General features: G+C 74.0%; 15 protein-coding genes. 11 read left to right on the top strand and 4 right to left on the bottom strand.

Features of this window, described 5'->3' with window-relative positions:
- Window positions 1–17 precede the first annotated feature (17 nt).
- From ACZ47G_RS14620 to ACZ47G_RS14600, 5 genes are read left to right on the top strand one after another with little or no spacing between them, the layout of a single operon-like run.
- Window positions 18–458 (top strand): urease subunit beta, encoded by a 441-nt coding sequence (locus tag ACZ47G_RS14620; protein ID WP_465742449.1) that lies wholly within the window; start codon window positions 18–20, stop codon window positions 456–458.
- Window positions 458–2,182: an urease subunit alpha gene (gene ureC / locus ACZ47G_RS14615; RefSeq protein WP_465742447.1), complete on the top strand. Its 1,725-nt coding sequence runs from the start codon at window positions 458–460 to the stop codon at window positions 2,180–2,182. Before ACZ47G_RS14620 ends, ureC begins: the two co-directional genes overlap by 1 nt.
- A gap of 50 nt (window positions 2,183–2,232) precedes the next feature.
- The gene (locus ACZ47G_RS14610) at window positions 2,233–2,979 is read left to right on the top strand and encodes an urease accessory protein UreF (protein ID WP_465742445.1); all 747 of its coding nucleotides are present in this window, start codon (window positions 2,233–2,235) and stop codon (window positions 2,977–2,979) included.
- Window positions 2,980–3,005: 26 nt separating this feature from the next.
- On the top strand, window positions 3,006–3,626 hold the full coding sequence (ureG, locus tag ACZ47G_RS14605) for an urease accessory protein UreG (RefSeq protein WP_188310185.1): 621 nt from the start codon (window positions 3,006–3,008) through the stop codon (window positions 3,624–3,626).
- Window positions 3,623–4,588 carry an urease accessory protein UreD gene (locus tag ACZ47G_RS14600; protein ID WP_465742443.1) on the top strand — a complete coding sequence of 322 codons (966 nt, stop codon included), beginning with the start codon at window positions 3,623–3,625 and terminating at the stop codon, window positions 4,586–4,588. Before ureG ends, ACZ47G_RS14600 begins: the two co-directional genes overlap by 4 nt.
- Before the next feature lie 95 nt (window positions 4,589–4,683).
- On the opposite strand, the gene ACZ47G_RS14595 is transcribed toward ACZ47G_RS14600, so the two are convergent.
- Complete coding sequence (locus ACZ47G_RS14595; protein ID WP_465742441.1) at window positions 4,684–5,154, bottom strand: MarR family winged helix-turn-helix transcriptional regulator; 471 nt, start codon at window positions 5,152–5,154, stop codon at window positions 4,684–4,686.
- 68 nt (window positions 5,155–5,222) lie between these two features.
- Between ACZ47G_RS14595 and ACZ47G_RS14590 the strand changes: the two genes are divergently transcribed.
- The 4 genes from ACZ47G_RS14590 (at window position 5,223) to ACZ47G_RS14575 (ending at window position 7,668) form a co-directional block, all read left to right on the top strand.
- Window positions 5,223–6,098, top strand: a complete 876-nt coding sequence (locus tag ACZ47G_RS14590; RefSeq protein ID WP_465742439.1) for an NmrA/HSCARG family protein — start codon at window positions 5,223–5,225, stop codon at window positions 6,096–6,098.
- Between the two features lie 10 nt (window positions 6,099–6,108).
- Window positions 6,109–6,435: a hypothetical protein gene (locus ACZ47G_RS14585; RefSeq protein WP_465742437.1), complete on the top strand. Its 327-nt coding sequence runs from the start codon at window positions 6,109–6,111 to the stop codon at window positions 6,433–6,435.
- Between the two features lie 304 nt (window positions 6,436–6,739).
- A complete protein-coding gene (locus ACZ47G_RS14580) occupies window positions 6,740–6,973 on the top strand; it encodes a hypothetical protein (RefSeq protein ID WP_465742435.1) in 234 nt (77 codons plus the stop codon).
- Between the two features lie 116 nt (window positions 6,974–7,089).
- On the top strand, window positions 7,090–7,668 hold the full coding sequence (locus ACZ47G_RS14575) for a restriction endonuclease (protein ID WP_465742433.1): 579 nt from the start codon (window positions 7,090–7,092) through the stop codon (window positions 7,666–7,668).
- Window positions 7,669–7,675: 7 nt separating this feature from the next.
- Here the strand turns inward: ACZ47G_RS14575 and ACZ47G_RS14570 are convergent, their stop codons facing one another.
- Genes ACZ47G_RS14570 through ACZ47G_RS14560 form a run of 3 tightly spaced genes read right to left on the bottom strand, consistent with a single transcriptional unit; the run spans window position 7,676 to window position 10,450 of the window.
- Window positions 7,676–8,134 (bottom strand): protein-tyrosine phosphatase family protein, encoded by a 459-nt coding sequence (locus ACZ47G_RS14570; protein WP_465742431.1) that lies wholly within the window; start codon window positions 8,132–8,134, stop codon window positions 7,676–7,678.
- Between the two features lie 14 nt (window positions 8,135–8,148).
- Complete coding sequence (locus tag ACZ47G_RS14565) at window positions 8,149–8,988, bottom strand: SDR family NAD(P)-dependent oxidoreductase (protein WP_465742429.1); 840 nt, start codon at window positions 8,986–8,988, stop codon at window positions 8,149–8,151.
- A 37-nt stretch (window positions 8,989–9,025) separates the two neighbouring features.
- Window positions 9,026–10,450 carry a helix-turn-helix transcriptional regulator gene (locus ACZ47G_RS14560; protein WP_465742427.1) on the bottom strand — a complete coding sequence of 475 codons (1,425 nt, stop codon included), beginning with the start codon at window positions 10,448–10,450 and terminating at the stop codon, window positions 9,026–9,028.
- Between the two features lie 149 nt (window positions 10,451–10,599).
- On the opposite strand from ACZ47G_RS14560, the gene ACZ47G_RS14555 reads away from it, so the two are divergent.
- Both ACZ47G_RS14555 and ACZ47G_RS14550 read left to right on the top strand, forming a co-directional pair.
- Window positions 10,600–11,529, top strand: a complete 930-nt coding sequence (locus tag ACZ47G_RS14555; RefSeq protein WP_465742425.1) for an NADP-dependent oxidoreductase — start codon at window positions 10,600–10,602, stop codon at window positions 11,527–11,529.
- A gap of 167 nt (window positions 11,530–11,696) precedes the next feature.
- Window positions 11,697–12,485 carry an SDR family NAD(P)-dependent oxidoreductase gene (locus ACZ47G_RS14550; protein WP_465742423.1) on the top strand — a complete coding sequence of 263 codons (789 nt, stop codon included), beginning with the start codon at window positions 11,697–11,699 and terminating at the stop codon, window positions 12,483–12,485.
- The last annotated feature ends 190 nt before the right edge of the window (window positions 12,486–12,675 follow it).

Here is a 12,675-nt window from a genome sequence, read left to right as displayed (position 1 = left end):
AGAGAGGAAGGCCCGCCATGTCCGGCAGCGCCGCATACCTGTACGGCGACGACCCGGTGGAGATCAACGCCGGCCGAGCCAAGGCCACCATCACGGTCAGCAACACGGGCGACCGCGCGATCCAGGTCGGTTCCCACTACCACTTCTTCGAGGCCAACCGCGCCCTCGACTTCGACCGCAACGCGGCCTTCGGCAAGCACCTCGACATCCCGGCCGGCACCGCCGTCCGCTTCGAGCCCGGCGACACCAAGGACGTCACGCTCGCCGATTTCGGCGGGCACCGCCGCCTGGTCGGCTTCAGCAACCTCGTGGACGGCGGCACCACCGCCCGCGACACCCGTGCCCGCGCCATCGACCGGGCCATCGCCCTCGGCTTCAAGGGCACCAACCTCGACCACAAGGACGACCTGTACGGCGGGGACTCCCACACGCACATCCACGAGGAGGGCGACCACTGATGGCCATCCTGTCCCGCAAGCAGTACACCGACCTGTTCGGCCCGACCGTCGGCGACCGGTTCCACCTCGCCGACACCAACCTCGTGGTCGAGGTCGAGCAGGACTTCAACCAAGGGCACTACGGCGACGAGGCCGTCTACGGCGGCGGCAAGGGCATCCGCGACGGCATGGCCCAGGACCCGGCCGCCACCTCCGCGCAGGGCGCGCTCGACCTGGTCATCACCAACGTCGTCGTCATGGACGCGGTGCTCGGCGTGGTCAAGGGCGACATCGGCGTCAAGGACGGCTTCATCACCGCCGTCGGCAAGGCCGGCAACCCGCACACCCAGAGCGGGGTGCACCCCAAGCTGGTGATCGGCCCCGGCACCGAGGTGATCTCCGGCGAGCACCTGATCGCCACCGCCGGCGGCATCGACACCCACATCCACTTCATCGCCCCGCAGCAGGCCCAGGAGGCGCTGAGCAACGGCATCACCACCCTGATCGGCGGCGGCACCGGCCCGTCCGACGGCACCAACGGCACCACCTGCACGCCCGGCCCGTGGAACATCGGTCGGATGTACCAGGCGGTGGAGGACCTCCCGGTCAACGTCGGCCTGCTCGGCAAGGGCAACGGCTCGCTGCCGGGCGCGCTGCGCGAGCAGGTCGAGGCCGGGGTGTGCGGGCTCAAGGTGCACGAGGACTGGGGCAGCACCCCGGCGGCGATCGACAGCGCGCTGCGCGTCGCCGACGAGTACGACGTGCAGGTGGCCATCCACACCGACACCCTCAACGAGGGCGGCTTCTTCGAGGACACCCTGTCCGCGATCGACGGCCGCACCATCCACACCTTCCACACCGAGGGCGCGGGCGGCGGCCACGCCCCCGACATCATGCGGATCGCCGGCGAGCCCAACGTGCTGCCGTCCTCCACCAATCCGACCCTGCCCTACACCGTCAACTCGGTGGACGAGCTGCTGGACATGGTGATGGTCTGCCACCACCTCAGCCACGACATCCCCGAGGACGTCTCCTTCGCCGACTCCCGGGTGCGCGCCGAGACCATCGCCGCCGAGACCGTGCTGCACGACGAGGGCGTCATCTCGATCTTCTCCTCCGACTCGCAGGCCATGGGCCGGATCGGGGAGTCCTTCACCCGGGCCTTCCAGACCGCCCACCACTGCAAGGCCCAGCGCGGCAAGCTGGCCGGCGACAGCGAGCGCAACGACAACCACCGGGTGCTGCGCTACCTCGCCAAGCTCACCATCAACCCGGCGATCGCCTCCGGCACCGCCGAGCACATCGGCTCGCTGGAGCCCGGCAAGCTGGCCGACATCGTGCTGTGGCCGATCAACTCCTTCGGCGCCAAGCCCAAGTTGGTCATCAAGGGCGGCGTCATCAACTGGGCGCTGATGGGCGACCCCAACGCGTCGCTGCCCACTCCGCAGCCGGTCTACTACCGGCCGATGTACGGCGCGTTCGGACGGGCCAAGCAGGCCACCCGGATCACCTTCATGTCCCAGGCCGCCGTCGACCTCGGGGTGCCTGCCCAACTGGGCCTGGACAGCCGGGTGTTGCCGGTCCGGCACTGTCGCTCGGTCGGCAAGCAGCACATGGTGCGCAACGACGCCCTGCCGAAGATCGCGGTCGACCCGGAGACGTACAAGGTCACCCTGGACGGCGAGCCCGCCACCATCGAGCCGGCCCGCGAACTGCCGCTCAACCACCTGTTCTACCTCGCGTGAACACCGGGGGCGCTGTGAACACTGCGGACACCGGGGGCACCGGGGGCACCGTGACCAGCAGGGACACCGGGGACACCGGGGGCACCGTGACCACCGGGGGCGCCGCAGGCCCGGGGTTGGACGCCCTGCTGGTCAGCCTCCAGCTGACCGACTCCGCCTTCCCCAGCGGCTTCTACACCCTCTCGCACGGCCTGGAGGGCTACGCCCAGGCGAAGGCCGTGACCGCCGACACCATGCCCGCGCTGCTCGCCGACCTGTTGCGGCACAGCGTCGGGCCGGCCGACGCCACCGCCCTGGCACTGGCCCACCGGGCCGCCTCGGCCGGGGACTGGGAGCTGCTGGCCGAGATCGACCAGCGGCTGCACGCCACCAAGCTCAACCGCGAACTGCGGCTCGCCGCCACCCGCACCGGGCGCCAACTCCTGGACATCGCCCGGGAGTCAGTGGGCGGCGAGCCGCTGGAGCGGTACGCGGCCCTGGTGGCCGGCAAGCGTGCCCCCGGCTGCCAGGCGGTGGCCGCCGGGGTCGCCTACGCCTCGGCCGCCGTACCGGTCGAACAGGCCGTCGCCAGCGACCTGTTCGCCTTCTGCACCAGCTTCGTCGGCGCCGCCCTGCGGCTGCGGCTGACCGACCACCGCAAGGCGCAGGTGGTGCTGCGGGCCGCCGCCCCGGTCATCCGGGAGGCGGTGGCGGCCGCGCTGGTACGGGAGTTGGCGGACCTCGGCGGCTGCGTACCGGTCGCGGACGCGATGTCCGGACGGCACGAACGGGCCGAAGCCCGGCTGTTCGCGAGCTGAACTCACTCATTCTGCAAGGAGATCGCATGACCGAGAACGTGCTCCGGGTGGGCATCGGCGGCCCGGTCGGCTCCGGCAAGACGGCGCTGATCGAGGCGCTCGTGCCGGTGCTGATCGCGCGCGGCCACCGCCCGGCGGTCATCACCAACGACATCTACACCCAGGAGGACGCCCAGCACGTCCGCCGCACCCTGGCCGGGGTGCTGGACCCGGAGCGGGTGGTCGGCGTCGAGACCGGCGCCTGCCCGCACACCGCCGTCCGGGACGACCCGACCATGAACCTCGCCGCCGGGGCCGAGATGCTGGAGCGCTTCCCCGACGTCGACACCCTGCTGTACGAGTCCGGCGGCGACAACCTGACCCTGACCTTCAGCCCGGTGCTGGTCGACCTCTTCCTCTTCGTGCTGGACACCGCCGAGGGCGAGAAGATGCCCCGCAAGCGCGGCCCGGGCATCACGGAGTCGGAACTGCTGGTCATCAACAAGATCGACATCGCCCAGTACGTCCGCGCCGACCTCGGCATCATGGAGTCCGACGCCCGGCGGGTGCGCGAGGGCGGGCCGGTGGTGCTCACCAACTGCCTGACGGGGGAAGGCCTGGAGGAGATCGCGACCTTCCTGGAGACCTTCCGGAAGGTCCCGGCGTGACGGTGGCCGCGCAGGCCGTCGGGGCGGGGCGGCCGGTGCCCCGCCTCGACCCCCGGCACTACGAGCCCGCCCGCGTCCCGTACGAGGTCCGCCGGCACGCCGGGACGCCCGACACCCTCGCGGTCGGGCGCCCCGGCAAGGTCGGACTGCTGGAACTGGCCTTCGAGCGGGTCGGCGGACGCACCGAACTCACCGGCCACTACCAGAAGTCGCCGCTGCAGATCATGCGCCCGCTGTACTTCGACCCGGCCCGCCCCGACCTCGCCGTCACCTTCCTGATGTCCACCGGCGGCGGCATCCTCCAGGCCGACCGGCTGCGCACCGACATCCGCTGCGGCGCCGACACGGCCGTCCACCTGACCACCCAGGCGGCCACCAAGGTCTACCGGATGGAGTACGACTACGCGACGCAGCTGGTCAACCTGGAGGCCGGGCCGGGCGCGTACGTGGAGTACCTGCCCGAGCCGGTGATCCCCTTCGTCGACTCGCGGCTCTACCAGCGCACGGTGCTGACCGTCGACGCCGGGGCGACGGTGCTGGCCGGTGAGACCGTGCTGGCCGGCCGCCTCGCCCGGGGCGAGCGCAACGCCTACCAGGTGTTCGCCTCCGACCTCGAAGTGCGGCGCCCAGGCGGGGAGTTGGTGGCCCTGGACACCGTGCGGCTGGAGCCCGCCGGTGGCGGGGTGGCCGGCCCGGCGGTGCTCGGCGGACACGACGTGATGTCCAGCCTGTACGTGCTCAGCCCGCTCGCCCCGGCGGCGCGGATCGCCGACGTGCTGCACGAGGCGCTGGCGGAGCGCGGGCTGTTGTACGGGGTCAGCGTGCTGCCGCAGGACAGCGGCGCCTGGCTGCGGCTGCTGGACTCCGACACCCGGGCCTGCACGGCGGCGCTGCGGGCGGCCTGGGACGCGGTGCGGCGGCTGCTGATCGGTGCTCCGGCGCCGGAGCTGCGGAAGACCTAGCGGTCCGCTGCGGGGTGGGGCCCAGTGGTCCGTTGCGACGGAAGGCCTGGCGGCCCTCCGAGGCGGAAGGCCTGGCGGCCCTCCGAGCGGAAGGCCTAGTGGTCCTTCGCGCCGAGGCGGGCGATCTGGCGGTGGCTGAGCTCGACGGTGCGGTCCATGTGCCGCAGCAGGAAGGCGAGTTCGGCCTCGCTGTCCTCGGCGAAGATCGCCGCCCAGTCGCCGCCGAGGTCGCGCCACACCTCCCCGAAGCGCTCCAGCGCGTCGGGGAGGACGGCGACCAGCACCCGGCGGCGGTCCGCCTCGTCCCGCTGTCGGGCGACCAGGCCCGCCTTCTCCAGGCGGTCGACCAGCCGGGTCGCCGAGCCGCTGGTGAGCCCGGTCAGCTCGGCGATCCGGCCGGTGGTGACCGGGCCGTCCTCGAGGGTGAGCAGGTTGAGGCACTGGACGTCGGTCGGATGCATGCCGAGGTGGTCGGCGACGGCCTGGTTGAACAGCACGTAGGAGGCCAGGTAGCGGCGTGAGACCGGCCAGAGCCGGGCCATCAGTTCGTCGCGGGAGGGCGTCATGGGGTCAGGGTAACCGGCGGGCCGATTAAAGGTTGCGCCGCGCAGAGATCTGTCCGTATGTTGTCTGCATGACGCAGATGAATGCCCTGCTTCCCGTCGCCGTCACCGGTGCCACCGGCGCCCAGGGCGGCGCCACCGCCCGCGCCCTGCTCCGGGCCGGCCGCCCGGTCCGCGCCCTCACCCGTGACGTCACCTCCTCGTACGCCGTCGAACTCGCGCGCCTCGGAGCCGAGTTGGCCCAAGCCGACTTCGACGACCCGGCCTCGCTCGGCGCCGCCCTCGACGGCACCGGCGCCCTGTTCGCGATGTCCACCCCGTTCGGGACGGACCTCGACAGCGAAGTCCGCCAGGGCATCGCCCTGCTCGACGCCGCCCGGGCCGCGGGCACCGTCCGGCACCTCGTCTTCACCTCCGCCACCAATGCCGACCGCTCCACCGGCATCCCGCACTTCGACTCCAAGCAGCGCATCGAACGGCACCTCGCCGGCCTCGACCTGCCCTGGACCGTCCTCGGCCCGGCCGCCTTCCTGGACAACTACGCCAACGGCTGGACCCTCGAATCCCTGCGCGAGGGCGTCTTCCACCTCCCGATGCCCGCCGACCTCCCGCTCCCGGTGATCGCCGCCGAGACCATCGGCGCCTTTGCCGCCCACGTCCTCGCCCACCCGGACGACTTCACCGGCCGGCGCATCGACATCGCCTCCCAGTGGTGCACCGGCGAGCAGATCGCCGCCGCCATCAGCGCGGCCAGTGGGCGCCCGGTCCGCTGCGAGGAGGTGCCGCTGTCCGTCGTCGAGACCTACTCCACGGACCTCGCCGCGATGTTCCGCTACTTCCAGCAGGTCGGCCTGGACATCGACATCGAGGCCCTGCGCGCCGCCCACCCCTCCGTCGACTGGCTCACCCTGGACGACTGGGCGGCCCGGCAGACCTGGAACCTGTAGCGTCCACCGGGTGGCATCGAGAACCCCGCGCAGGATCCACGTCGACGGCCGCGACTACCGCTGGACGGTCCGGCCCCGCGACGGCGCCCACGTGGACGTACGCGTCTGGCTCGACCGTCCGGGCGGCCCCTACCGCCCGCTCCTCGCGACGCGCCGGTTCGACGACCCGTGGCTGCACTACGGCGTGCTGCTGACCGCCCCGCCCGAACGGGTCGCCGAGATCTTCCGGCTGGAGCCCGTCAAGCCCGCGCTGGTCGCCGGATTGATCCGGGCCGGCCACGCGGCCGGATGGCGGCCGGAGCAGAAGGGCGCGGCACTGGTCCTCCCCGAGGCGTGAGCGGCGGGGTGAGCGAGGCAGTGCGCGGCGGGGTGAGCGACGGAGTGCGCGGCGCTCGGGCGCCGGAAAGTGCGCCGAGCGAGCCGGAGGTGTTCGCGCCAACCTGCCGGAAGCGCCAACGGCGCAGCTCAGGAGCACTGTTGGCACGGCCCCGGGTGGGCCGGGGCCGGGGTGCGGATGTCCGGTTCCTTGCGTACCGGTCCTCCGTGTGCCGAGGATCCGCCCACCGATGTCCGTCCCCGCTGCTACACCCGTGGGACGGGCCACGGCGCACCGAGCGCCCGGGCCCGACTCGGGAGGCACAGTGGGGAACCGGAGCGGAGACGACCGGATCTGGGTGCGCGGGCACTTCCGTCGCAGGCCGGCTCCCGGCGGCGGCGCCGTCAAGGGCGGCGGCTGGCTGATCGCGGGCGCGCTGGCCGCCTTCTGGCTCTGGGGGCACTTCGTCGGCTTCGCCGACACCCCGCCGCAACCCGCACCGCCGCCCGCCCCGTCGACGACCTCGGCGCCGGCGCCGACCTCGATCGGCGCCCCCTGATGGCCCGGTCGAGCCGCCGGCCGAGCTCCCGGTCGAGCTCCTGGCCGAGTTCCCGGTCGAGCCGCCGGCTGATCCGGCGACCGCGCGGGGCGCGGGAGCAACTCGCGGCGGGCGTAGTGGCGTTGGCCGTCGCCGTGCTGGTCGTCGGAGCGGTCCAGGCCCTGCTTCGCTCCTGGGTGTTCCTCACGGTGGTCGCGGTGCTCGCCCTGGCCTCGGCCGCCCGCGCGCCCGTCCTAGGCCGCGCCCGCACCCGGAGCCTCGCCGCCCTGCGGATACCGCTCGCCGTCGTGGACGCCATGGACGACCGGAACTTCGAGTACGCCCTGCGCGACCTGCTGGTCCGCGACGGCTGGACCGCCGAGCGGGTCGGCGGCCAGGGCGACCAGGCGGCCGACGTGATCGGCCACCACCCCGACCTCGGCCGCATCGTCGTCCAGGCGAAGCACACCAGGGTCGCGGCGAAGGTCGGCGTCAAGGTGATGTACGAGGTGAAGGGCACCGCAGGCCCCGCCCACGGCGCGGACGTGGCGGTGGTGGTGACCAACGGCGGACTCACCCGGGGCGCCATGGCCTGGGGCGACCGGCACGCCGTCCACTGGCTGGACCGGGCGCGGCTGGAGGTGTGGGCGGCGGCCGGGGTGCCGTTGGAGGAGGTGCTCGGACTCAGGAGGCGGCGGACCGGGAAGGCCGCTTGACGAACGATCAGGCCTGTTGGGTTCGGCCCCAGCGCTGCACGAACTTCCGCTGCCAGGGCGTCTCCACCGCGTGCCGGCTGTAGTGCTCCCGCACGTAGCCGACCGCCTCCTCGGCCGGGACGCCGTCCAGCACCGCGATGCAGGCGAGCGCCGTGCCGGTGCGTCCCCGGCCGCCCGCGCAGGCGAGTTCCACCCGCTCGCCCGCGCAGCGCTCCCAGGCCTCGCGGAAGGCGTCGGCCGCGTCCGTACGGTCCGCGGGCAGCCGGAAGTCGGGCCAGCGCACCCAGCGGCTCTGCCAGGGCAGCGGTTTCGGTTCGCGGCCCAGCAGGTAGATGCCGAAGTCGGGTCCGGGGCCGGGCGGCAGCGGGTTGCGGACGCCCCGGCCGCGCAGCAGCCGCCCGGAGGGCAGGCGCAGCACGCCGGGGGCGGTCGGGTCCCAACCGGTCGGCAGGGTGGGGTCGGTCATGTCGCCTCCGGGGCTCAGACGCCGGCGTGGCCGACGAGCTTCAGGCTGTGCTCCCACAACTCCGCGCGGGCCCGCAGGTCGTAGGCCTGGCGGTTGGCGCGGGCCTCGCGCAGCCGGTCGTAGTAGCGGCCGGTGCTGCCGGCGAGGCCGGGGTCGGTGACCAGCCGGTGGGTGGCGGTGACGCCGTCCTCCAGGCTGTCGATGCTGTGGCCGATCTCCCGCAGGACCATCTTGGTGGGCATGTACGTCGACGGATGGAGGCTGTTGACGGTCACCTCGGCGGCGGGCACCCGGGCGGCGAGTTCGAAGCCGCAGGCGATCTGGGCGAGCTTGCTGCGGCAGTACGCGCTCACCCCGGTGTAGCCGTGTTCCAGCATCAGGTCGTCGAAGTCGACCTCCTCCTGCCCGGCGGAGGCGACGTTGACGATCCGGGCGGGGGCGCAGGCGCGGAGCAGCGGCAGCAGTTCGAGGCTGAGTAGGAAGCCGGCCAAGTGGTTGACGGCGAAGCGCAGTTCGTGGCCGTCGGCGCTGGTGCGGCGGGTGCGGCCGTCGGGTTCGCCGGAGCCGACGCCCGCGTTGTTGACCAGGACGTCGAGCCGGTCGGTGGTGGCGCGGACCTCGGCGGCCAGGGCGCGGACCTGCGCCAGTTCGGCGAGGTCGGCGAGCAGGGTGGCGGGCCGGTCGACGCCGTGCGCCGCGGCGATCTCCTCGGCGGTGCGGTCGAGCCGGCCCGGGTCGCGGCCGTGCAGCAGGACGGTGTCGCCCTCGGCGGCGAGGCGGTGGGCGACGGCGCGGCCGAGGCCGTCGGTGGAGCCGGTGATGAGGACGGTCCGCGGCGGGGTGGGCGGGGTCATCGGGACTCCTGTCATCGGACGGGGCGGCGGAGCCGGATCAGGATGCCACGTGCAGCCGGGCCGCGCCGGGCATTCCGGCCCGGTGGGCCAGGGCGGCCGCCTCACCGCGCGAGCTGACGCCCAACTTGGCCAGGATGTTGGCGACATGGAACTTCACCGTGGACTCGCTGATGTGCAGCGCCTCGGCGATGTCCCGGTTGCGCCGGCCCTGGGCCAGCTGGTCGAGCACCTCCAGTTCGCGGGGCTGGAGCCCGTCCAGCGGATCGGTGGCGGCGGTCGGCGAGGGCAGGCCGAGCGGCAGCTCGACCGTCACGGTGGTGCCCCAGTTGGGGACGGACTCGACCTCGTAGCGGCCACCGAGGGCGGAGATCCGGTCGGCGGTGCGGTGGACGGCGAGGGCGTCGGCGGCGAGCAGCCCGAGGCCGTCGTCGCGCACCACGGTGCGCAGTGCGCCGTCCGCCGTGAACTGCCAACTCAGGTGCAGCCGGCCGGGCTTCTCCTGCTCCATCATCAGCATGACGGCGCACTGCACGGCGGCCCGGGCGGTGTGCGCGGTGTCCGCGGGGATGGATCGGGTGGCGTCGGACGGCGGCGCCAGGTCGAGCCGGACCCCGGTGTGCCGCAGCAGCGGGCGCAGTTCGCGGGCGAGTCGGGCGAAGGCGGCGTCGGCGGGCTCCTCGCTGAGCACGCGGTCCAGGTCGGCGGCCCGGCGCAGGTCGAGCAGGGCGGTGACGGCCAGGTCGGTGGCGGCCCGGCGGGCGGCGGCATCGTCCAGGTCGGCCGAGCGCAGCGGGGCCAGGACGGCGGTCAGGGCGGCGCTGTGGGTGCCGGTGAACTCGGCGATGGTCCGGGCGCGGGTGATCGCGGCGGTACGGGAGATCGCCGCCTGGCTGGGCGCGGCGTCGGTGGCGCGGTGCTCGGAGTGCGCGATGACCAGCTCGCACAGCTGCTGGAGGACGGCGAGCGCCCCGGCGGGCACCGGCGCGGCGTCGCTCAGGACCAGGACCAGCTGGACCGCCTTGTCGTCGGCCGGTGCGGCGATCACCACCACCGGCCGGGTACGGCCCGCCAGTTCGGCCTCGCCCTGCCAGGGCCGGCCGGCCGAGGTGGTCCCGGCGGCCCGCTCGGCGAGCCGGGACAGCTCCAGCCCGGTGAGGCCGGCGACCAGCTCGTGCGGGCCGTGGGCATTGGCCGGGGAGTGGGCGCAGACGCCGCTGAGGTGGGCGATCGCGGTGTGCGGGACGAGCGTCCGGATCACCTCCGACAGTCGCGGCACCACCTCGGGCCGGGGCGCGCGCAGCACCTCGACGGCCCGGGCCAGCGCGGTTTCGGGGCGGCCCCAGTGCTGCTGCCAGCTCTCGTCCACGTCCACGTCCACGTTCACGCTCTCGTCCACGTTCACGCTCTCGTCCACGTCCACGTCCACGCTCACGTCCATGTCCGTGCCTTCCGCCCTGTCCATGCCTCCCACCCTAGTTCGGGGCCCGCCACCACCCGCCCCTCCCTTCGGCCAGGTCGAACTGTCCGAACGGCCGGCCGGAGAGCCGGTGCGGGCGCCGCAGGATGGATCCCGTCGGAACGAACAACTCCCGGACGAACCGAGGAACTTCCATGACCAAGGCGATCGCCTTCCCCCAGTACGGCGGCGCGGACGTGCTGCGCCCGATCGACATCGAGCTGCCCGCCCCCGGGCCCGGCCAGGTGCGGGTCGCGGTCCGCGCGGTGGGCGTCAACCCGCTGGACCACAAGCTGCGCGGCGGCGAGATGGACGGGTTCTTCCCGGTCACCTTCCCCGCCGTGCCCGGCTACGAGCTCTCCGGGGTGGTGGAGGCGGTCGGCGCGGAGGTGACCGGCTTCGCGCCCGGCGACGAGGTGTTCGGCGCCCTGATGGGCGGCGGCTACGCCGAGCACGCGCTGCTGGCCGCGGCCGAGCTGGTGCACAAGCCGGCCACGCTGAGCTGGGAGGAGGCCGCGGCGATCCCGATCGCCGCCGAGACCTCCGAGCGGGTCCTCGCCCTCCTCGGCGTCCGCCCCGGCGAGACGCTGCTGGTGCACGGCGCCGCCGGCGGGGTCGGCACCCTGCTGCTGCAGTTCGCCCGGGCCCGCGGCATCACCGTCGTCGGCACCGCGAGCGAGGCCAACCACGACTACCTGCGCGAACTCGGCGCCATCCCGGTGACGTACGGCGAGGGCCTGGCCGAGCGGGTCCGGGCCGCCGCGCCGGACGGGGTGGACCGGGTGCTGGACGCCGCCGGCAAGGGCGGGGTGCTGCCGCTGTCCATCGAGCTGGCGGGCGGCGCGGACCGGGTGGTGACGATCGTCGACATCCCGGGCGCGCAGCAGCACGGCGTCCGCTTCTCCGGCGGCGCCGAGGACGGCGAGTTCTACCACCAGCGCGCCTTCGCCGCCGCGCTCGCCCTGCACGAGGCGGGCACCCTGCGGCTGCCGGTGCACCGGGTGTTCCCGCTCGCGGAGGCGGCGCAGGCGCAGCGGGTCAGCGAGGAGGGTCACGCGCGGGGGAAGATCGTCCTCACGGTCTGAGCGGTGCCCCCCGTCGCGCCCCCGTCCGGGCCTGTTGGGCCCCCGTCCGGGCCTGTTGGGCCTCCGTCCGGGCCTGTTGGGCCTCCGTCCGGGCCTGTCGGGCCCCCGTCCGGGCCCGTCGCGTGGAAGCTCGGCCCCGCGCCCGCCGCGCTCGGTAGAGTCCCGCCATGGTGACTCCGAACGTGACTCCGAGCGCGGTGGGACGGTTGGCCGGCCGTTCCTGCGTGGTGACCGGCGCGGCCAGTGGCATCGGCCGGGCCGTCGCGGAACGCTTCGTCGGCGAGGGCGCGTCGGTGGTCGCCACCGATCTGGACGCCGAGGGGCTGGCCCGGCTGGCCGGGTGGTTCCCGGGGGCCGTCAGCACGGTGGTCGGTGACGTGGCCCGCGATGAGGACGCCCGCCGGATGGTCGAGGCGGCCGTCGAGCGGCACGGCCGGGTGGACGTGCTGGTCGCCAACGCCGGGGTGATCCCGCTGATGGACATCACAGAGGCGACCGCCGAGGACTGGGACCAGGTGATGGCCGTCGACGGCCGCGGCATGTTCCTGACCTGCAAGTACGCGATCGAGGCGATGCTCGCCCAGGACCGGCCCGGCGGCTCGATCGTCTGCCTGTCCTCCATCTCCGGCGAGGCCGGCCAGCGCGGCCAGGCGGTCTACGGGCCCGCCAAGTTCGTCGCCTCCGGGCTGACCAAGCACCTCGCCGTCGAATGGGCGGACCGCGGCATCCGGGTCAACGCCGTCGCCCCCGGCACCATCGGCACCGAGCGGGTCGCCCGCCTGCGGGACGAGCCCGGCGGGCCCGAGTACCTCGCGGCGATCGAGAAGCTGCACCCGATGGGCCGCCTCGGTGACCCGGCCGAGGTCGCCGCCGCCGTCCTCTTCCTCGCCTCCGACGAGGCCTCCTTCATCACCGGGGCGGTCCTGCCGGTCGACGGCGGCTACCTGGCGCAGTAGGGGCGGGGCGGGGCGGTCGTCGGCCCGGCTCGTTGGTCGGGCGGTTCCGGGGCGGCCGCTCCTCGGACTGCGCTGGGAGTCTCCGCGCCCGCCCGCCTCCGCCCCTGTGCCCGCCCTCCGCCCCTGTGCCCGCCCTCCGCGCCCGCCCTCCGCGCCCGCCTCCGGCGGAGCCGGCCGAGCGGGGCGTCGG

The sequence above is a fragment of the Kitasatospora sp. NPDC030952 genome (assembly GCF_055571335.1).
Note: the sequence above shows the minus strand (reverse complement) of the source record. Positions and strands in the feature narration are given on the sequence as shown.